Source organism: Citrobacter sp. Cpo012 (genome assembly GCF_030333015.1).
GTDB lineage: Bacteria > Pseudomonadota > Gammaproteobacteria > Enterobacterales > Enterobacteriaceae > Citrobacter > Citrobacter portucalensis.
In genome coordinates this window covers 122303-142549 of the sequence record NZ_JAOWGR010000041.1, presented here as the reverse complement: position 1 = coordinate 142549, position 20247 = coordinate 122303, and the positions used below count along the sequence as shown (strand labels likewise).

21 protein-coding genes and 1 pseudogene are annotated in these 20247 nt (G+C 52.6%); 16 read left to right on the top strand and 6 right to left on the bottom strand.

Features of this window, described 5'->3' with window-relative positions; genetic code table 11:
* Positions 1-10 precede the first annotated feature (10 nt).
* Entirely contained in the window at positions 11-2209 is a 2199-nt protein-coding gene (gene zntA, locus OGX90_RS16880; protein ID WP_234691901.1) for a Zn(II)/Cd(II)/Pb(II) translocating P-type ATPase ZntA, read from the bottom strand.
* Positions 2210-2283: 74 nt separating this feature from the next.
* Complete coding sequence (locus OGX90_RS16875; RefSeq protein WP_003827558.1) at positions 2284-2910, bottom strand: lysoplasmalogenase; 627 nt, start codon at positions 2908-2910, stop codon at positions 2284-2286.
* Positions 2911-3051: 141 nt separating this feature from the next.
* Between OGX90_RS16875 and OGX90_RS16870 the strand changes: the two genes are divergently transcribed.
* The 4 genes from OGX90_RS16870 (at position 3052) to OGX90_RS16855 (ending at position 5522) form a co-directional block, all read left to right on the top strand.
* A complete protein-coding gene (locus OGX90_RS16870; protein WP_234691900.1) occupies positions 3052-3411 on the top strand; it encodes a DUF2500 domain-containing protein in 360 nt (119 codons plus the stop codon).
* A gap of 238 nt (positions 3412-3649) precedes the next feature.
* The gene (locus OGX90_RS16865; RefSeq protein ID WP_234691899.1) at positions 3650-4129 is read left to right on the top strand and encodes an Hcp family type VI secretion system effector; all 480 of its coding nucleotides are present in this window, start codon (positions 3650-3652) and stop codon (positions 4127-4129) included.
* Positions 4130-4138: 9 nt separating this feature from the next.
* On the top strand, positions 4139-5017 hold the full coding sequence (locus OGX90_RS16860) for a hypothetical protein (protein ID WP_286624342.1): 879 nt from the start codon (positions 4139-4141) through the stop codon (positions 5015-5017).
* A gap of 1 nt (position 5018) precedes the next feature.
* Entirely contained in the window at positions 5019-5522 is a 504-nt protein-coding gene (locus OGX90_RS16855; protein ID WP_234691896.1) for a DUF1240 domain-containing protein, read from the top strand.
* Between the two features lie 57 nt (positions 5523-5579).
* On the opposite strand, the gene OGX90_RS16850 is transcribed toward OGX90_RS16855, so the two are convergent.
* Complete coding sequence (locus tag OGX90_RS16850) at positions 5580-5855, bottom strand: DUF1145 family protein (protein WP_003023415.1); 276 nt, start codon at positions 5853-5855, stop codon at positions 5580-5582.
* Positions 5845-6441 carry a 16S rRNA (guanine(966)-N(2))-methyltransferase gene (gene rsmD / locus OGX90_RS16845; RefSeq protein ID WP_032945257.1) on the bottom strand — a complete coding sequence of 199 codons (597 nt, stop codon included), beginning with the start codon at positions 6439-6441 and terminating at the stop codon, positions 5845-5847. Before rsmD ends, OGX90_RS16850 begins: the two co-directional genes overlap by 11 nt.
* 151 nt (positions 6442-6592) lie before the next feature.
* On the opposite strand from rsmD, the gene ftsY reads away from it, so the two are divergent.
* From ftsY to livJ, 5 genes are all read left to right on the top strand, one after another.
* On the top strand, positions 6593-8119 hold the full coding sequence (ftsY, locus tag OGX90_RS16840; RefSeq protein ID WP_234691895.1) for a signal recognition particle-docking protein FtsY: 1527 nt from the start codon (positions 6593-6595) through the stop codon (positions 8117-8119).
* A gap of 2 nt (positions 8120-8121) precedes the next feature.
* On the top strand, positions 8122-8790 hold the full coding sequence (gene ftsE, locus OGX90_RS16835) for a cell division ATP-binding protein FtsE (RefSeq protein ID WP_003023420.1): 669 nt from the start codon (positions 8122-8124) through the stop codon (positions 8788-8790).
* A complete protein-coding gene (gene ftsX, locus OGX90_RS16830) occupies positions 8783-9841 on the top strand; it encodes a permease-like cell division protein FtsX (protein ID WP_003837835.1) in 1059 nt (352 codons plus the stop codon). Before ftsE ends, ftsX begins: the two co-directional genes overlap by 8 nt.
* Positions 9842-10111: 270 nt before the next feature.
* Entirely contained in the window at positions 10112-10966 is an 855-nt protein-coding gene (gene rpoH, locus OGX90_RS16825) for an RNA polymerase sigma factor RpoH (protein ID WP_003023425.1), read from the top strand.
* Positions 10967-11236: 270 nt separating this feature from the next.
* Positions 11237-12340, top strand: a complete 1104-nt coding sequence (gene livJ / locus OGX90_RS16820) for a branched chain amino acid ABC transporter substrate-binding protein LivJ (RefSeq protein ID WP_139153507.1) — start codon at positions 11237-11239, stop codon at positions 12338-12340.
* An 83-nt stretch (positions 12341-12423) separates the two neighbouring features.
* Here the strand turns inward: livJ and OGX90_RS23925 are convergent.
* Together OGX90_RS23925 and panM are read right to left on the bottom strand one after the other, a co-directional pair.
* Positions 12424-12551, bottom strand: a pseudogene (locus OGX90_RS23925) (hypothetical protein).
* Entirely contained in the window at positions 12536-12919 is a 384-nt protein-coding gene (panM, locus tag OGX90_RS16815) for an aspartate 1-decarboxylase autocleavage activator PanM (protein WP_003827573.1), read from the bottom strand. Before panM ends, OGX90_RS23925 begins: the two are co-directional and overlap by 16 nt.
* 423 nt (positions 12920-13342) lie before the next feature.
* Here panM and livK point away from each other — a divergent pair, with 423 nt between their 5' ends.
* The 7 genes from livK to ugpB all read left to right on the top strand — a co-directional run bounded on the left by livK (position 13343) and on the right by ugpB (position 20156).
* Positions 13343-14452 (top strand): high-affinity branched-chain amino acid ABC transporter substrate-binding protein LivK, encoded by a 1110-nt coding sequence (gene livK, locus OGX90_RS16810; protein ID WP_003023433.1) that lies wholly within the window; start codon positions 13343-13345, stop codon positions 14450-14452.
* Positions 14453-14513: 61 nt separating this feature from the next.
* Complete coding sequence (gene livH / locus OGX90_RS16805) at positions 14514-15440, top strand: high-affinity branched-chain amino acid ABC transporter permease LivH (protein ID WP_003827575.1); 927 nt, start codon at positions 14514-14516, stop codon at positions 15438-15440.
* The gene (gene livM, locus OGX90_RS16800; protein ID WP_048215381.1) at positions 15437-16714 is read left to right on the top strand and encodes a branched chain amino acid ABC transporter permease LivM; all 1278 of its coding nucleotides are present in this window, start codon (positions 15437-15439) and stop codon (positions 16712-16714) included. The genes livH and livM overlap by 4 nt, the downstream gene beginning before the upstream one ends.
* Positions 16711-17478, top strand: coding sequence for a high-affinity branched-chain amino acid ABC transporter ATP-binding protein LivG (livG, locus tag OGX90_RS16795; protein WP_103284621.1), 768 nt, complete (start codon positions 16711-16713; stop codon positions 17476-17478). Before livM ends, livG begins: the two co-directional genes overlap by 4 nt.
* A gap of 17 nt (positions 17479-17495) precedes the next feature.
* Positions 17496-18209 carry a high-affinity branched-chain amino acid ABC transporter ATP-binding protein LivF gene (gene livF, locus OGX90_RS16790; RefSeq protein ID WP_003827581.1) on the top strand — a complete coding sequence of 238 codons (714 nt, stop codon included), beginning with the start codon at positions 17496-17498 and terminating at the stop codon, positions 18207-18209.
* A gap of 101 nt (positions 18210-18310) precedes the next feature.
* On the top strand, positions 18311-18592 hold the full coding sequence (locus OGX90_RS16785; protein ID WP_003827582.1) for a hypothetical protein: 282 nt from the start codon (positions 18311-18313) through the stop codon (positions 18590-18592).
* Positions 18593-18839: 247 nt separating this feature from the next.
* Positions 18840-20156 (top strand): sn-glycerol-3-phosphate ABC transporter substrate-binding protein UgpB, encoded by a 1317-nt coding sequence (gene ugpB, locus OGX90_RS16780; protein ID WP_003827583.1) that lies wholly within the window; start codon positions 18840-18842, stop codon positions 20154-20156.
* The last annotated feature ends 91 nt before the right edge of the window (positions 20157-20247 follow it).

Below are 20247 nucleotides of genomic sequence, written 5' to 3'. Positions count from 1 at the left end.
GAAACAGGCACTACCCTTTACGCAACAACCGCAGCGCGTTCGCGGTCACCAGCACCGTCGCCCCCGTATCCGCCAGCACCGCCAGCCACAGTCCGGTTATCCCGAGCAGCGTGGTGACGAGGAAAATCCCCTTCAGACCCAGCGCAATCGCAATGTTCTGGCGAATATTGGCGTGGGTGGCCCGCGCCAGCTGAATCATTTGCACCAGACCACGCAGACGGTTGTGGGTCAGGGCTGCATCGGCGGTTTCCAGCGCGACGTCGGTCCCGCTTCCCATCGCAATGCCGATGGTAGCCGCTTTCATTGCCGGGGCATCGTTGATGCCGTCGCCGACCATCGCCAGCGGCGACTGTTGGTTAAGATGGGTAACGGCCTGCACCTTATCTTCCGGCAAGAGTCCCGCTTTGAATTCGAGGCCCAGTTCACCGGCAATGGCGGCGGCCGCACGCGGGTTATCACCGGTCAGGATCACGCCTTTCACGCCAATCTGATTAAGCTCGCTGATGGCGCTGCGAGCGTCATCGCGCAGCGTGTCCTGTAGGGCCAGTACGCCGAGTACAGTATCGTTACGCAGCACCAACACCACCGTTTGGCCCGCGCTTTCCAGCTCGCTAATCTGCCCCGCAAAGGCGTCGGCAGGCTGCTTACCAGCGGCGCAAATCAGTACGCGTTCGCCGTTGACCAGCGCTTCAATTCCAGAGCCAACCAGCGCCCGTTGCTCTTTTGCGACAGGAATAGTCAGTTCGCGCGTTTGTGCTTCCCGAACAATTGCTTGTGCCAGCGGGTGTGTCGCGCCTTGCTCTACCGCTGCCGCCAGTGCCAGCAATTCAGCCTCACCAATACCGCTTGCCGGATGAATCGCCGTGACGCGTGGTTTACCGACGGTCAGGGTGCCGGTTTTATCAAACGCCACCTGCGTGACTCTACCCAACTGTTCCAGCGCGGCTCCGCCTTTGATTAATGCCCCACGACGCGCCGCAGCGGCCAGACCAGAGGTAATGGCTGCGGGCGTTGAAATCACCAATGCACAAGGGCAGCCAATCAGCAGCAGCGTCAGCCCTTTATAAATCCACTCCTGCCAGGATGCGGCAAACAGCAGTGGCGGTACGAGGGTGACCAGCAGCGCAACCGCCATAATAGCTGGGGTATAAATTCGGCTGAAACGGTCAATAAAGCGCTCAATGGGAGCGCGGCGTTCTTCCGCTTCTTCAATCAGCTTCAGAATACGGTCAATCGCGCTGGCACCCGGTTCTGAGAGCACTTCCAGCGTTACCAGACGATCCACGCTGGTGGCACCCGCCGGGACTTTCTCGCCGGTGGCGCGTTCAACCGGGAGCGATTCGCCGGTCAGGGCGCTCTCATCAAAGCTGGCAAAGCCGGAGACCAGTTTGCCGTCGGCAGGTAAACGCCCACCCGCGGCAACCTCAATAACATCGCCAGGCCGGAGGGTATTGATAGCCACCTCTTCGCGTTCGCCGTTACGCAAGCGTGTGGCGGTTTCCGGTTTGAGCGCCATCAGAGCGCTGACCCCTTTACGGGCGCGGCTGGCGGCCCAACCTTCCAGACGCTCGCCAATTAAAAACAGCAGCAGCACCATAGCGGCTTCCGCCGTCGCGCCGATAAACAGTGCGCCAATGGCGGCGACGCTCATCAGCGTTTCAATGGCAAAGTAGCTGCCGGTTTTCATCAGACGCAGGGCCTGACGGGCAATGGGATACAGACCGACCAGCGTGGTGGCGATAAACGCTATCTGACCGAAGGGATGATTGAACTGCTCCAGCCCCCAGCTAATCGCCATCATGATAATCAGCGAAATCAGCGGCAGGTTTTCTTTAAAACGTGACTCGGGGGCGGCGTCCGTCGCGTGCTCATCGCGCAGGGTATAGCCTGCTTTTTGCACCGCGTTTTCAACTTGCTGGCGGATATCGGAACCGGCATCGACCACCAGTTTTTCAGTGGCGAACAGAACCTGGACCTGGTTGACACCGCTGACCTGGCGGACCGCATTCTCTACTTTGCGGGCGCAAGCTGCGCAGTCCATGCCTGCCACTTTCCAGGAATAGCGGGTGCCTATTACGGTATCGGATACGGTTGGTGTAGTGGAGCAGCTTCCTTCGCAGCAGCAGTCATCCGCCTTTTGTGGTGCAGGCGCAGGCTTGAAAGAAGAGAATTGTGGAACTTTGTTGCCACGGGTATCGGGTGTCGACATGGCATCCTCCGGTTGATAATCATTTCGTATTAACCGGAGGATACACTCTGGAGTCGACTCCAGAGTCAAGCGTTTTAAAGATACAACGAACGAACAATCAGGAAATGTCCGGCGAAGTAGCAGGCGGCGGCAATGGCGTTATCGGCGCGGAAGCGGCGACGGTAATGGCTACCCAGCCAGACAATGTTGCCGATGAACAGGAGGGATGCGCCCATAAATGCCGACAGCGCCGGGGCGGTCGGGCGGAAGAACCACAGCTCACCGGCCATCCAGACCATCATCAGCGTGATGCCGATAAAGGTGCAGATAGCGACACGCAGCTCTTCCAGACGCGTCCAGATCACGGCGATCAGCAACGCCCCCAGCACTACCAGCACCAACGGCAAAGGCCAGAAGAACGACAGCGTCATTTGGCTGGCGAAGTAAATGGTATAAAGCAGATGCGACAGGAAGAATGCCCCCACGGCGTACAGCAGGCGTTGGCGCGGTAACAGCGTCAGCGCATCGCCCAGCAGCGAGGCAAGCAGGCCAGCCAGCACCAGATAGCTGATAGCGTTAAACATTGGCGCCTGCCAGGCCAGCAGTGCCAGCAGGAGTAACGTCAGGGGCTTAAAGACCCAGCGTTGCCAGGCAGGTCCACGATAGGAAGCATCCACGAACAACCATGCGGAAAGACAGACAGCGATAAACGACCAAAGCATCTTAGTTCCTTGAATTCGTTATTTTTTCGTAAGCGGGGTGCTCACGGCTCTACTGTCCAGTGTAGAGGTCGACACAGCCAGATGACAACACCATAACAGGCGATGTATGCTTATTTCCGCATTTTCTGATGGGCTAATAATATGAGCAAACCACCACTTTTTTTCATTGTTATCATTGTCTTAATCGTTGTCGCTGCGTCGTTTCGCTTTGTTCAGCAGCGGCGAGAAAAAGCCGATAATGATGCGGCGCCGCTGGTGCAAAAGCAGGTGGTGGTAAGTAACAAACGGGAAAAACCGCTAAACGATCGACGATCCCGCCAGCAGGAAGTAAGCCCGGCAGGAACCAGCATGCGCTATGAAGCCAGCTTTAAGCCACAAAACGGGGGGATGGAGCAGACGTTTCATCTGGATGCCCAGCAGTACCACGCGTTAACGGTCGGGGATAAAGGCACGCTGAGTTACAAAGGTTCGCGATTTGTTGATTTTACGCATGGGCAATAAAGCCGATCGGCACTGTATTTATCTTGCCAGTGCCGATAATAAATTCAACTGAAATATATAACACTATTCAAATATAGTTATTATTTATTCTTCTGTGAAAATAACGTTGGTATTATATTTTTTTGTGTGACTAAAATATCGATTGTATCACCATTCTGCTATCCGCCTTTCACTATCCTATTATTCCAACGTTGTCGCATGAATATAAACATGTAATTAAAATGGCTAAGGAATTGAAATGGCGAATACAATGTGGTTGACCTTGAATGGGCAGGCGCAGGGATTGATTTCTGCTGGTTGTGCATCGGTAAATTCGATAGGAAATAAATCACAAACGGCCCACCGTGATCAGATAATGGTCATGACAGTGAATCATGGCATGAGTCGGGTACAGAATGTGAACCATCAATGTTTGACGTTTATAAAGCCAGTAGATAAATCCTCGCCGTTATTAGGGAAAGCCATAACTGACAATGAAACATTGAACTGTGAATTTAGCTTCTATCGCACGAGTCCTGCGGGTTTAAATGAGTGTTATTACGCGATAAAACTTATCAATGCCAGAATATCCAGCATCCATTTACAGGTGCCTCATACTATCGATGACAGTGCGGGTCAGCCAGAAGAAGTCATTGAGCTTTCCTATGAGTCAATTACCTGGGATCACATTATGGCGGGAACCAGTGCATACAGCCTTTGGGATGAGGGAATTTATTAAGGAGTAATGATGGAAAGGTATTATGACTGGATAGGGAATCACCGTGAAGATATTCTTAGAGGAAATAACCGGCAACGTAACCAGCGTATTGAGAACGAAATCAGAACGCTGAAAAATAATCTGAATAGCAATACACAACACATTATACTGCTAACGCTTGAAGAGGCGCAGGGCGTGATTGATGATTTGCTGGGCAGCAAATCTGTCAGTTTTTCGACCAATTATGCAGGTAATATCAAAGATGCGGCTGATGCGACTAAAAAGCTGTCGAAGCTTTTTTCTTATCAACAGGCCGGAAAGATTGTCTTCACTTTAAAAGGCCTTGGGATTAAAGCAACGCAATATGCTTATCAGGGAAAGCTGTATGTGAAGATTACGGGCTACCCTTCTCTGCGGCGCATTCTTAACGGAACCCGTTACCGGATTAACCATCCTAAGGTACTTGAGGTGGGTATTGGCAGCGCCGGGTTTCGAAATGGCATAATGTCAGGGGCCAGATTCTGCATCTGGTTTTCCGCATGCTGGCGGTTGATTGAGCTGGCCTTTAAATCAGAACATGACGTCGCCGCATTGCTGGGGAATGTGACGATGGATGTGGCGAAGGTGATTGTGAGTATTTTTGTCTCAAGATTATCAGGTAATGTTATTCGTTGGGGCGTCTCTCTTTTTGTAACGAGTGCGACTGTTCCAGTTTGGGGGGGAATTGTTGGTGCTGTTGCATTAGGTCTATTTATTGCCTGGTCTCTGAATGAAGTGGACAAAAAATATGAGCTATCAGACAAACTGATAGCGTGTATACGTGAGGGACTTAAAGAACGGCAAAGAATCGAAGAGTGGAACGCCCAACGCCTGGGATACAGAAACTCCCTTTACGGCGGAATTTATTGATATGAATATTAATCTGGAGAACATTAAGAAAAGATGTTGTTTGTTTCTTTTTATGCTTTTTGTGGGAGGGATTAGTTGGGGGTTTTATTATGCCAGTGTGCCAGACATTACCGATCTTATTGAATCCAGAAGCATTGTTTATTTTTTCTGGGGCTCATTTTCTCTGCTGCTGATGTTTCCGGTGGGTTTTTTCTTTGTTTTATGTATTGCCTACGTGACCTTTACGAAAAGCATGCAGCCGCCCAAATTCTTCGACAGGGCATTTACCATCGGTATCCACGTTGCGGGTGTAGGATTTGTTATTGGCAATATTTTATCTTTTATTGTCATTTTTTATCCTCTTGGTACTAACTATGTTTTATGTGAGCGTCCAGGCCCGACGTCTGGCACCTATTACACCCGGACCGAAGAGATTTGCGAGCAGGTGAAACACCTGCGGAAAACAAGAGCCAGTAAAGATATTCCAAAACTGAAAGATCAACTGGACGGTATATTACCACCGTGATGGTGAGTTGCAGGCCCAGCCCGGCCCGCAACGTGCCGCCGGGCGAAAAGATCACAGCTACTTCTTCAACTGATCTTTAATCTTCTTCTGCCACACCAGTAGTTCAAAGACGCCGAACAGAAAAATACGGATTTTCTCTCCGTTGGTCATTTGCGGGCCATCTTTAGGCATGGTGCTTTTTAGCAGCGCCAACTGCATGCCATGCATCAGCACCATAAATATCAGTGCGACGTTAACGAAGATGTTAAGCGGGCGTGGAAAGGGTTGGAAAATATTCAGTAGTAAAAATGCCCAGACGCACAGCATCAACAGGCGTCCCAGGTTAATCAGCATCGTGCTCTCCTTGTGCTTCACGTTGGTACAGGCGATAGGCGACCTGTCCGGCGACTTTCTCACGGTATAGCGACCAGTTCACCGGAACCGGCGGTAAGCCGTTTTCTACTTCGCTTTCAACGTAAATATACGCTTCATTTGCCAGCCAGCCATGAGTTTCCAGAAGAGTTAATGTTTCTTCCAGTAATCCTTTGCGAAACGGCGGGTCAACAAATACCACGTTATGCGGCGTACCTGCCTGAGCCAAAAATGTCAGCGTATTGGTATTGACGACGCGGGCGTGAGAGGCTTTCAGCGTGGCGAGATTCTTTTGTAGCTGCTGAGATACCGCGCGATCCATCTCCAGAAGCGTCGCATTTGCCGCATAGCGAGAGAGGGCTTCCAGCCCCAGCGCGCCGCTGCCGGCGAAGCAGTCCAGACAGTGAGCATCGACCATTACCGGGGCCAGCCAGTTAAACAACGTTTCGCGCACACGGTCGGTGGTCGGACGTAAGCCGGGGCTGTCCGGAACCGGGAGTTTACGGCCACGCCATTGCCCGCCAATAATGCGGATCTGGCCGCTACCAGAGTGATTCGGTTTTTTCATTTCAATTATTGCTCAATCCGCTGCTGACGTGTCATTCCAGGCGGTGATGTGAGTTAAGTTAAGTGATAGACTATTTCATCATTTTTTTAGCTGCTATGTACATAGCGTTGACGCTGTGCCATGAAGCAACAGCGGGGGAGTGTAGTCGCAAATGGCGAAAGAGAAAAAACGTGGCTTTTTTTCCTGGCTGGGCTTTGGTCAAAAAGAGCAGGCACCGGAAAACGAGACAGAAGTAAAAAATGAAGAACAACAACCGGTTGCTGAAGAAACTACCGTCGTTGACGAACAGCCGCACGTCGAGGAAACCCGTAGCGAGGCTGAAACGCAAGCCTTTGCAGCTGAAGTCGTTGAAGTAACTGAACAGGTTGCGGAAATCGAAAAACTGCAGCCGGAAGAAGAACCTGTCGCCGAACAAGCGCAGCCGGAGATTGAGCCGGTTGCTGAACCCGTTGCTGAAACTGTAGTGGAAACGCCAGCAGCGGTGGTTATTGAACGCGAAGAATTGCCGCTGCCGGAAGAGGTGAAAACTGAAGAAGTTTCTGCCGAAGAGTGGCAGGCCGAAGCGGAAACCGTGGAAATCGTTGAGGCGGCTGAAGAAGAAGCTGAAAACGAACCGCAGCTGACCGACGAAGAGCTGGAAGCACAGGCGCTGGCCGCTGAGGCTGCTGAAGAAGCGGTTATGGTGGTGCCGGTAGAAGAACCTGCTGTAGAAGAACCGGTAGAAGAAGAGGCGGTCCAGGAGCAGGAAAAACCAACCAAAGAAGGTTTCTTTGCGCGCCTGAAACGCAGCCTGCTGAAAACAAAAGAAAACCTCGGTTCCGGATTTATCAGTCTGTTCCGTGGTAAAAAAATCGACGATGATCTGTTTGAAGAGCTGGAAGAGCAGCTGCTGATCGCTGATGTGGGTGTAGAAACGACCCGCAAGATCATTGCGAATCTGACGGAAGGCGCCAGCCGTAAGCAGCTTAAAGATGCGGAAGCGCTGTACGGTCTGTTGAAAGAAGAGATGGGCGAGATTCTGGCGAAGGTTGACGAACCGCTGAACGTTGATGGCAAAACACCATTTGTTATCTTAATGGTTGGCGTCAACGGCGTGGGCAAAACCACCACTATTGGTAAGCTGGCGCGTCAGTTTGAGCAGCAGGGTAAATCGGTAATGCTGGCGGCAGGTGATACTTTCCGTGCGGCGGCGGTAGAACAGCTGCAGGTTTGGGGTCAGCGTAACAACATCCCGGTGATTGCTCAGCATACTGGCGCGGATTCCGCGTCCGTTATCTTTGATGCCATCCAGGCGGCGAAGGCGCGTAACGTAGACGTGCTGATCGCTGATACCGCAGGGCGTTTGCAGAATAAATCGCACCTGATGGAAGAATTGAAAAAAATCGTTCGCGTCATGAAGAAGCTGGACGAAGATGCGCCGCATGAAGTTATGCTGACTATCGACGCCAGCACCGGGCAGAATGCGATAAGCCAGGCCAAACTGTTCCATGAAGCGGTGGGCTTAACCGGTATCACCCTGACCAAGCTGGACGGTACGGCGAAGGGCGGGGTTATCTTCTCGGTAGCCGATCAGTTTGGCATCCCTATCCGCTATATCGGTGTGGGCGAACGTATCGAGGATTTACGTCCGTTTAAAGCGGACGATTTTATAGAGGCACTTTTTGCCCGAGAGGATTAACAATGATTCGCTTTGAACATGTCAGCAAGGCCTATCTCGGTGGGAGACAAGCGCTGCAGGGAGTGACCTTCCATATGCAGCCTGGCGAGATGGCGTTTCTGACCGGCCACTCCGGCGCGGGGAAAAGTACCCTGCTGAAGCTGATTTGTGGAATTGAACGGCCCAGCGCCGGGAAAATCTACTTTAGCGGGCATGACATCAGCCGTTTGAAAAACCGTGAAGTGCCGTTTCTGCGTCGTCAGATTGGCATGATTTTTCAGGATCACCACCTGTTGATGGACAGAACCGTGTTTGACAATGTGGCAATCCCGCTGATCATCGCGGGCGCCAGCGGGGACGATATTCGTCGTCGCGTGTCAGCGGCGCTGGATAAGGTCGGGCTGTTGGACAAAGCGAAAAACTTCCCGATTCAGCTCTCCGGCGGTGAACAACAACGCGTCGGCATCGCCCGCGCGGTGGTGAACAAACCTGCGGTGCTGCTGGCGGATGAACCAACGGGGAACCTGGATGACGCGCTGTCAGAAGGGATCCTTCGCCTGTTCGAAGAGTTTAACCGCGTCGGGGTCACGGTATTAATGGCCACGCACGATATTGGCCTGATCTCCCGTCGCTCCTATCGCCAAATGGTTCTGAGCGATGGACATCTGCATGGAGGCCTGGCGCATGAATAGACGTGACGCTATTAACCAAATCAAACAGTTCGGTGGCCGACTGGATCGCTTTCGTAAATCGGGCGGTGCGCCGGGTGACGGCGGTCGCAACGCGCCAAAGCGTGCGAAAGCCGCGCCAAAGCCGAATTCGCGTAAAACTAATGTCTTTAACGAGCAGGTACGTTATGCGTTTCAGGGCGCGTTACAGGACCTGAAAAGCAAGCCGCTGGCGACGTTTCTGACGGTGATGGTCATTGCCATCTCCCTGACGCTGCCAAGCGTGTGCTACATGGTTTATAAGAACGTAAACCATGCGGCAAGCCAGTATTATCCGTCTCCGCAGATCACCGTTTACCTGCAAAAAACGCTGGATGATGATGCGGCGGCGCGGGTGGTTGGTCAGTTGCAGGCCGAGCAGGGCGTGGAGAAAGTGAATTATCTTTCCCGTGACGACGCGCTGGGTGAATTCCGCAACTGGTCTGGCTTTGGCGGCGCGCTGGATATGCTGGAAGAGAACCCGCTTCCGGCCGTGGCGGTTGTTATCCCGAAACTGGACTTCCAGGGGACGGAGTCGCTGAACACGCTGCGTGACCGCATCGCACAAATCAACGGTATTGATGAAGTGCGAATGGATGACAGCTGGTTCGCTCGCCTGGCGGCGCTGACGGGCCTTGTCGGGCGCGTTTCCGCGATGATCGGCGTGCTGATGGTGGCGGCGGTCTTCCTCGTCATCGGTAACAGCGTGCGGCTGAGTATTTTTGCGCGTCGCGATACCATTAACGTGCAGAAACTGATTGGCGCGACGGATGGATTTATCCTGCGTCCGTTCCTCTACGGCGGTGCACTGCTCGGTTTTTCCGGTGCATTTCTTTCACTGATTTTGTCAGAAATTTTGGTGATGCGTCTGTCGTCAGCGGTGACTGAGGTGGCGCAGGTATTTGGAACCAAGTTTGATATCAATGGCTTATCATTCGACGAGTGCCTGTTATTGCTGCTGGTGTGCTCAATGATTGGCTGGGTGGCAGCCTGGCTTGCCACAGTTCAACATTTACGCCACTTTACCCCCGATTAAAAAATCTCTGGTATAATCTTTCCCTGCACTGAGTAGTTCGCTCTGCAGGGAAAGAGTCCCTGTGATCTCTTCCCGGCGTATTCATTGTGATGTCACATTTTGTGCGTAATCTATACACATTACGACATGGAACTTGTGGATAAAATCACTGTCTGATAGAAGATTGAATGATATTCTCGTTGCTCATAAGCTCTGGCATGGTTGTTGCTACTGGTTTTTGTTAATTAGTTTTTAGCCAATGCGCCAGATGAAAAGATTGAGAGGATTTGAATGACCAAAGAAATGCAAAATTTAGCTTTAGCCCCTGTTGGTAACCTGGAATCTTACATCCGGGCTGCGAACGCGTGGCCGATGTTGTCGGCTGACGAGGAGCGGGCACTGGCTGAAAAGCTGCATTACCAGGGCGATCTGGAAGCAGCTAAAACGCTGATCCTGTCTCACCTGCGCTTTGTTGTTCATGTTGCTCGTAATTATGCGGGCTATGGCCTGCCGCAGGCGGATCTGATTCAGGAAGGTAATATCGGCCTGATGAAAGCTGTGCGCCGTTTCAACCCGGAAGTGGGTGTGCGCCTGGTTTCCTTCGCCGTGCATTGGATCAAAGCTGAGATCCACGAATACGTTCTGCGTAACTGGCGTATCGTTAAAGTCGCGACCACCAAAGCACAGCGTAAGCTGTTCTTTAACCTGCGTAAAACCAAACAGCGTCTGGGCTGGTTTAACCAGGACGAAGTTGAAATGGTTGCTCGCGAGCTGGGTGTTTCCAGCAAAGACGTGCGCGAAATGGAGTCCCGTATGGCGGCACAGGACATGACGTTTGACATGTCTTCAGACGATGAGTCTGACAGCCAGCCGATGGCCCCGGTGCTGTATCTGCAGGATAAATCTTCTAACTTTGCCGACGGCATTGAAGAAGATAACTGGGAAGATCAGGCCGCGAACAAACTGACCCACGCAATGGAAGGTCTGGACGAGCGTAGCCAGGACATCATTCGTGCCCGTTGGCTGGACGAAGACAACAAGTCGACGTTGCAGGAACTGGCCGATCGCTACGGCGTTTCCGCTGAACGTGTTCGTCAGCTTGAAAAGAACGCCATGAAAAAACTGCGCGCGGCGATCGAAGCGTAATCTTCCAGCCGACCTGGAAATGCTGATAACCCCTGGATGAAAATCCGGGGTTTTTTGTTTTTATCTCTCCTCCTCTCTCCTGGCGTTTATGCTTTTTGTCATCAAGTTGTTATCTGCATGTCAAATTTAGCTATTCCAAAATAATAAAAATCGGGTATGTTTTAGCAGAGTATGCTGCTAAAGCACGGGTGGCTATCCAATAATCGAAATAAAGTGCTGAACAACAACATCACAACACACGTAATAACCACAATAATGGGGATTGTCAGGATGAATATGAAGGGTAAAGCGTTATTGGCAGGATGTATCGCCCTGTCTTTGAGCAATATGGCGTTTGCTAAGGATATTAAAGTTGCCGTCGTCGGCGCGATGTCCGGTCCGGTAGCGCAGTATGGCGATCAGGAATTTACTGGCGCAGAGCAGGCTATTGCAGATATCAACGCCAAAGGCGGCGTGAAAGGCGACAAACTGGTCATGGTGAAATATGACGATGCCTGTGACCCGAAACAAGCGGTAGCGGTAGCTAACAAAGTGGTCAACGACGGGATTAAATATGTTATCGGCCACCTGTGCTCGTCTTCCACTCAGCCTGCGTCAGATATCTATGAAGACGAAGGCATTCTGATGATCACCCCAGCGGCAACGGCGCCTGAGCTGACCGCGCGCGGCTATAACCTGGTGATGCGTACCACCGGTCTGGATTCCGATCAGGGACCAACCGCTGCCAAATATATCGTTGAAAAAGTGAAGCCGAAGCGCATTGCGATCGTTCACGACAAACAACAGTACGGCGAAGGCCTGGCGCGTTCCGTGCAGGACAACCTCAAGAAAGCCAACGCTGACGTGGTGTTCTTCGACGGGATCACCGCTGGCGAGAAAGATTTCTCTACGCTGGTGGCGCGTCTGAAGAAAGAGAATATCGATTTCGTTTACTACGGTGGTTACCACCCGGAAATGGGACAGATTCTGCGCCAGGCACGCGCTGCGGGTCTGAAAACCCAGTTTATGGGGCCAGAAGGGGTAGCGAACGTGTCGTTGTCTAACATCGCGGGTGAGTCTGCAGAAGGCTTACTGGTAACGAAACCGAAGAACTACGATCAGGTTCCGGCGAACAAACCGATCGTGGACGCGATAAAAGCCAAGAAACAGGATCCGAGCGGCGCATTCGTATGGACCACCTACGCCGCGCTGCAATCCTTGCAGGCAGGTCTGAACCAGTCTGACGACCCGGCTGAAATTGCCAAATACCTGAAAGCAAACTCAGTGGAAACCGTAATGGGGCCGCTGTCATGGGATGCGAAGGGCGATCTGAAAGGCTTCGAATTCGGCGTGTTTGACTGGCATGCAAACGGGACGGCGACCGACGCCAAATAATTTTCCTGGCGCCTTTCGCCCTGCAGATGCGTTGGCTACGTTATTCAACCCCGGTCACTTACTTATGTAAGCTCCCGGGGACTTCATAACTTGCCGCCTTCCTGCAACGTGAAATTCTTGGAAAATTGCGAGATGGTTTTTTATTTTTTGCTCCCAGCATGTAGGCCGGATAAGCGTCAGCGCCATCCGGCTTTTTTATCTTTTTTCCCAGCCATTCTCCTGGGCTGTAAACCCTAACGCCTGCATAAACGCGGCCATCACGCTGCGGTCTTCAACGCCGACGTCGGCCATCCACCATGAACTCACGTCAGGGTTTTCCCGGATGACTTCTTCGATCAAATACTGCCCGACACCGCGACGGCGGGTGATATCGCGTACGCGCAATGAATCTAATGCACCTTGCGTGCCGCTCAGGGTTACGCGAACTGCGCCTAACAGACGCTCGTTAAAGCGTGCGGCGTAGATCCGGTGCGTTTCATCTACGCTTAACGATGAGGCGGAATATTCCGGCCAGATTTTGCCCAGATCAATCTGGTCCTGGTCGCTAAAGTTATCTAAACGAACGATGGTCAGCTTCATTAACAGCATGTCCAAATCACAAAAGATGGAATGAGTGTACCGAAATAATTCGCCCGGATGCTTTCTCTTTTTTATGTGAATAACCAGATTAATAATTTTGTAACAACGGTAATGACAGTTTGAAACCGTAGAGATTGAAAAACAGGCAGAATAATACCCTGGAATGCAGCATTTTATTCGGCTCTTTGTGCCGTTATTTTATGCTGACAAACGTGCTTTTTTTTGTTTATCTATAGTGAAAAGCAGAATATTATCTTTTCTTAATCGACTGAAAAATAGAGATTTTAGCCTGATTTTGCTTAAAAAACTGCGCTAAACCATTAATGAGACTGGTAAAAATAGTGCAGTTCAAAAAAAGCACAGGCTGCTTTTTAACCACATAAATACAAAATATTAATTACGTCACGAATGGGGATTCAGGTAATGAAACGGAATGCGAAAACAATCATCGCAGGGGTGATAGCACTGGCAATGTCACACGCGGTCATGGCGGAAGATATCAAGGTCGCTGTTGTCGGCGCGATGTCAGGTCCGGTCGCGCAGTGGGGCGATATGGAATTTAATGGCGCACGTCAGGCCATTAAAGATATCAATGCCAAAGGCGGGGTCAAAGGCGACAAACTGGTTGCTGTGGAATATGACGACGCCTGCGATCCGAAACAGGCCGTTGCGGTAGCGAACAAAATCGTCAATGACGGCATTCAGTACGTTATTGGACATCTGTGCTCATCTTCCACGCAGCCCGCATCAGATATCTATGAAGATGAAGGCATTCTGATGATTTCTCCGGGTGCCACAAACCCGGAACTGACCCAGCGCGGTTACGCTCACATTATGCGTACAGCGGGCCTGGACTCCTCTCAGGGGCCGACCGCCGCGAAATACATTCTGGAGAAGGTGAAGCCACAGCGTATCGCCATCATTCACGATAAACAGCAATACGGTGAAGGTCTGGCGCGTTCGGTGCAGGACAGCCTGAAAGCGGGCAAAGCCAATATCGTTTTCTTTGACGGTATCACCGCCGGGGAAAAAGATTTTTCTGCGCTGATCGCTCGCCTGAAAAAAGAAAATATCGACTTTGTTTATTACGGCGGCTACTACCCGGAAATGGGGCAAATGCTGCGCCAGGCGCGTTCCGTCGGACTGAAAACCCAGTTTATGGGACCTGAGGGCGTCGGCAATGCGTCGCTGTCTAACATCGCCGGTGATGCTGCTGAAGGCATGCTGGTAACCATGCCAAAACGCTATGACCAGGATCCGGCGAATAAGGCTATCGTCGATGCGCTCAAAGCTGACAAGAAAGATCCAACCGGACCATACGTGTGGATCACTTATGCAGCCGTCCAGTCATTGGCGACAGCAATGGATCGCAGCGGTAGCAAAGAGCCGCTGGACTTGGTGAAAGATCTGAAAGCACACGGGGCTGATACCGTGATTGGGCCGCTGAAATGGGACGAAAAAGGCGATTTGAAGGGATTTGAGTTTGGTGTCTTCCAGTGGCATGCAGACGGTTCTTCGACCGTCGCGAAGTAATACCTGAAGACGAGTTATCCCACCGCCCGTGCAAAACGGGCGGGTTTAAAAAGGTTACCTTATGTCCGAGCAGTTCCTCTATTTCTTGCAGCAGATGTTTAACGGCGTCACGCTGGGAAGCACCTACGCGCTGATCGCCATCGGTTACACGATGGTGTACGGCATTATCGGCATGATCAACTTCGCCCACGGCGAGGTGTATATGATCGGCAGCTATGTCTCCTTTATGATCATCGCTGCGCTAATGATGATGGGCATCGATTCCAGCTGGCTACTGGTCGCGGCGGGCTTCGTCGGCGCGATTGTGATTGCCAGCGCCTACGGCTGGAGCATTGAACGCGTGGCGTATCGGCCCGTGCGCAGCTCCAAGCGCCTGATCGCGCTGATTTCCGCTATCGGGATGTCCATCTTCCTGCAAAACTACGTCAGCCTGACGGAAGGTTCGCGCGACGTGGCGCTGCCCAGCCTGTTTAATGGCCAGTGGACTGTCGGCAGTAGCGATAACTTCTCTGCTTCCATCACCACCATGCAGTTGGTTATCTGGATCGTAACCTTCCTGGCAATGCTGGCGCTGACGCTGTTTATCCGTTACTCCCGTATGGGCCGCGCCTGCCGTGCCTGTGCAGAAGACCTGAAGATGGCCAGCCTGCTCGGCATCAATACCGATCGCGTGATTGCGCTGACCTTTGTGATTGGTGCGGCAATGGCGGCGGTTGCGGGCGTGCTGCTCGGTCAGTTCTATGGCGTAATTAACCCATACATCGGCTTTATGGCCGGGATGAAGGCCTTTACCGCGGCGGTACTGGGGGGCATCGGCAGCATTCCAGGGGCGATGATCGGCGGCCTGATTCTGGGCGTTGCGGAAGCGCTCTCCTCTGCTTATCTGAGTACTGAATACAAAGACGTTGTTTCATTCGCGCTGCTGATTCTGGTGCTGCTGGTGATGCCGACCGGTATTCTGGGTCGCCCGGAGGTAGAGAAAGTATGAAACCGATGCATTTTGCAATGGCGCTGCTCTCTGCCGCTATGTTCTTCGTCCTGGCGGGCGTCTTTATGGGCGTTCAGTTAGAGCTGGACGGTACCAAGCTGGTGGTCGATACCGCCGCGGATATCCGCTGGCAGTGGGTATTTATCGGCACTGGCGTGGTCTTTCTTTTCCAACTGCTGCGTCCAGCCTTCCAGAAAGGCCTGAAGAGCGTCTCCGGACCGAAATTTATTCTGCCGGCGATTGACGGCTCCACCGTTAAACAGAAACTGTTCCTGGTGGCGCTGCTGGTGATTGCCGTGGCGTGGCCGTTTATGGTGTCACGCGGTACGGTGGATATCGCCACGCTGACGATGATTTATATCATCCTCGGCCTCGGCTTAAACGTGGTGGTGGGGCTTTCCGGCCTGCTGGTGCTGGGCTACGGCGGCTTCTATGCCATCGGCGCTTACACCTTCGCGCTGCTGAACCATTACTACGGTCTGGGCTTCTGGACCTGCCTGCCGCTGGCGGGACTGGTTTCCGCTGCTGCGGGCTTCCTGCTCGGCTTCCCGGTACTGCGCCTGCGCGGTGATTATCTGGCGATTGTGACCTTAGGCTTCGGCGAAATCGTCCGCATCCTGCTGCTCAACAACACCGAAGTAACCGGCGGTCCAAACGGTATTAGCCAGATCCCGAAACCGACCTTTTTCGGTCTGGAGTTCAGCCGTACCGCCCGTGAAGGCGGCTGGGATACCTTCAGCAACTTCTTTAACGTCAAGTACGATCCGTCTGACCGCGTCATTTTCCTCTATCTGGTGGCGCTGCTGCTGGTGGTCTTCTCGCTGTTTGTTATCAACCGTTTGCTGCGTATGCCGCTGGGTCGTGCGTGGGAAGCGCTGCGTGAAGATGAAATTGCCTGTCGTTCTCTGGGCTTAAACCCTACGCGCATCAAGCTGACAGCCTTTACCATCAGCGCCGCGTTTGCCGGTTTTGCCGGTACGCTGTTTGCCGCGCGCCAGGGCTTCGTCAGCCCGGAATCCTTCACCTTTGCCGAGTCGGCCTTTGTGCTGGCGATTGTGGTACTGGGCGGAATGGGCTCACAGTTTGCGGTGATCCTCGCAGCTATCCTGCTGGTGGTGTCACGCGAGCTGATGCGTGATTTCAACGAATACAGCATGTTAATGCTGGGTGGTTTAATGGTACTGATGATGATCTGGCGTCCGCAGGGCTTGTTGCCGATGACCCGTCCACAGTTGAAGCTGAAAAACGGGGAAGCAAAAGGAGAGCAGGCATGAGTCAGCCATTATTATCCGTTAACGGCCTGATGATGCGCTTCGGCGGTCTGCTGGCGGTAAACAACGTTGAACTGGAACTGCGACCGCAGGAGATTGTCTCGTTAATCGGCCCGAACGGTGCGGGGAAAACCACGGTCTTTAACTGTCTGACCGGTTTTTATAAGCCGACCGGCGGGACGATTAAGCTGCGTGACCAGCACCTGGAAGGGCTGCCGGGTCAGCAAATCGCGCGTATGGGCGTGGTACGTACTTTCCAGCACGTGCGTCTGTTTCGCGAAATGACGGTGATTGAAAACCTGCTGGTGGCGCAACATCAGCAACTGAAAACTGGTGTTTTCTCCGGCCTGTTGAAAACCCCGTCGTTCCGTCGCGCGCAGAGTGAAGCGTTGGATCGCGCCGCTACCTGGCTGGATCGTATTGGCTTGCTGGAGCATGCCAACCGTCAGGCCAGTAACCTGGCCTATGGCGATCAGCGCCGTCTGGAAATTGCCCGCTGCATGGTGACCCAGCCGGAAATCCTGATGCTCGACGAACCCGCTGCTGGACTCAACCCGAAAGAGACCAAAGAGCTGGACGAGCTGATTGCTGAACTGCGTAACCATCACAACACCACCATTTTGTTGATTGAGCACGACATGAAGCTGGTGATGGGGATTTCCGACCGTATTTACGTGGTGAACCAGGGCACGCCGCTGGCAAATGGGACGCCGGAACAGATTCGTAATAACCCGGATGTTATCCGCGCCTATTTAGGTGAAGCATAATGGGGGCGAGGATTAATATGGATAAGGCGATGTTATCGTTCGACAAAGTCAACGCCCACTACGGCAAGATACAGGCGCTGCACGACGTCAGCTTGTATATCAACCAGGGTGAAATCGTTACTCTGATTGGTGCTAACGGCGCGGGAAAAACCACGCTGCTCGGCACATTGTGTGGCGACCCGCGAGCGACCAGCGGGCGAATCGTCTTTGATGGTAAAGACATTACCGACTGGCAGACGGCGAAAATCATGCGCGAAGCGGTAGCGATTGTGCCGGAAGGGCGTCGCGTGTTTTCCCGCATGACGGTGGAAGAGAACCTGGCGATGGGTGGCTTCTTTGCCGAAAAGGACCAGTTTCAGGAACGCATCAAATGGGTGTATGACCTGTTTCCCCGTCTGCATGAGCGTCGTATTCAGCGTGCGGGAACGATGTCCGGCGGTGAACAGCAGATGCTGGCGATAGGCCGTGCGCTGATGAGCCAGCCGAGGCTGCTGCTGCTTGATGAACCGTCGCTGGGTCTGGCGCCGATTATCATCCAGCAGATTTTTAACACCATCGAACAGCTGCGCGAGCAGGGGATGACCATCTTCCTCGTCGAACAGAACGCTAACCAGGCGCTGAAGCTCGCCGATCGCGGCTACGTGCTGGAAAACGGTCATGTGGTGCTGGAAGACACCGGTGATGCGTTACTGGCTAACGAAGCGGTGCGTAGCGCGTATCTGGGCGGTTAATTATTCTCTGAATAGACAAGGGGCCCGCTGTGGCCCCTTTTTATTGCTCTATGTTATTATTGAGAATAGTTATCAATAATAAAAATGAACATGGAGAAAGGATGATTCGTTCAGGTACCTGCATGATGATTGGCAGTTTGTTTTTGACGCTTTCACTAACCACCCAGGCCTCAACACCGCCAGCGTTTGACCCGCGCGATCCCGCTATCTGGGAAGAGAAACCGGACAACCCGTTAGCGCAATCCGACTCGCCCTGCGAAGTGTTTACCAGCTCGGTATGCCCAGGCTGGGATGATGATAAATCGGATATCCAACGTGAACGTGAGCGGCGAGAGCAGCAGCGTTTACAGAATGAATATGAGCGACGCTGGCGTCGGGATTAATCTTCCTTGCTGGAGCAGCAGATAACGCCATCCAGGCCGGAGAAGGTATAGCGATATCCGGCTTTGTTGTGCACCACCCCGCATTTTCCTGTCACTACGCTTTCACCGCCTTGCCATCTGTTTGTCGCCTTACTATCTTTTTTTTGTAATAAAAAAGTTATTTTTCTGTCATTCGAGCATGTCATGTTACCCCCGCGAGCATAAAACGCGTGATATCGCGCATCCGGCACAACAAGAGAGATAACCGATGATATCGTTACGACATACAGCTTTAGGACTGGCACTTAGCCTGGCATTTGCAGGTCAGGCACTGGCGGTCACCACTATCCCGTTCTGGCACTCAATGGAAGGCGAACTGGGTAAAGAAGTTGATTCACTGGCGCAACGTTTTAATGCAGCCAATCCCGACTACAAAATTGTTCCGCAGTACAAAGGCAACTACGAGCAGAGCCTGAGTGCAGGAATTGCTGCTTTCCGTACCGGAAACGCGCCTGCGCTGCTGCAGGTTTATGAAGTGGGTACGGCAACCATGATGGCCTCAAAAGCCATTAAACCGGTCTATGAAGTATTCAAAGAGGCTGGCATTAACTTCGATGAGTCTCAGTTCGTACCGACCGTTTCCGGTTACTACACCGACTCTAAAAGCGGACACTTGCTCTCCCAGCCGTTTAACAGCTCCACTCCGGTGCTGTACTACAACAAAGATGCCTTCAAAAAAGCCGGTTTAGACCCGGAGCAGCCGCCGAAAACCTGGCAGGATCTGGCGGAGTACACCGCGAAGCTGAAAGCCGCAGGCATGAAGTGCGGTTACGCCAGCGGCTGGCAGGGATGGATTCAGATTGAAAACTTCAGCGCCTGGAACGGTCTGCCGGTAGCAACCAAAAACAATGGCTTTGACGGTACCGACGCGGTGCTGGAGTTCAATAAACCGGAACAGGTGAAACACATCGCTCTGCTGGAAGAGTTGAACAAAAAAGGTGATTTCAGCTACTTCGGGCGTAAGGACGAATCCACTGAGAAGTTCTACAACGGGGATTGTGCCATTACCACCGCCTCTTCCGGTTCGCTGGCCGATATCCGCCACTACGCTAAATTCAATTATGGCGTCGGGATGATGCCGTACGATGCCGACGTGAAGGGCGCGCCGCAGAATGCGATTATCGGTGGGGCCAGCCTGTGGGTGATGCAGGGTAAAGACAAAGCAACCTACGAAGGCGTGGCGCAGTTCCTCAACTTCCTGGCGAAGCCTGAAATTGCTGCTGAATGGCACCAGAAGACCGGCTATCTACCGATCACCACCGCTGCCTACGACCTGACCCGTGAACAGGGCTTCTATGAGAAGAACCCTGGGGCTGATATCGCCACCCGCCAGATGCTGAACAAGCCGCCGTTGCCGTTCACCAAAGGGCTGCGTTTGGGCAATATGCCGCAGATCCGCACTATTGTGGATGAAGAGCTGGAAAGCGTCTGGACTGGGAAGAAAACCCCGCAGCAGGCACTGGATGCCGCCGTTGAGCGTGGCAATCAGTTACTGCGCCGCTTTGAGCAATCGACCAAGTCTTAAGTGTATAAGTGCCTGATGGCGCTGTGCTTATCAGGCCTACAAGTTTGTAGTTTGTAGGCCGGGTAAGGTGCTTGCACCGCCATCCGGCACC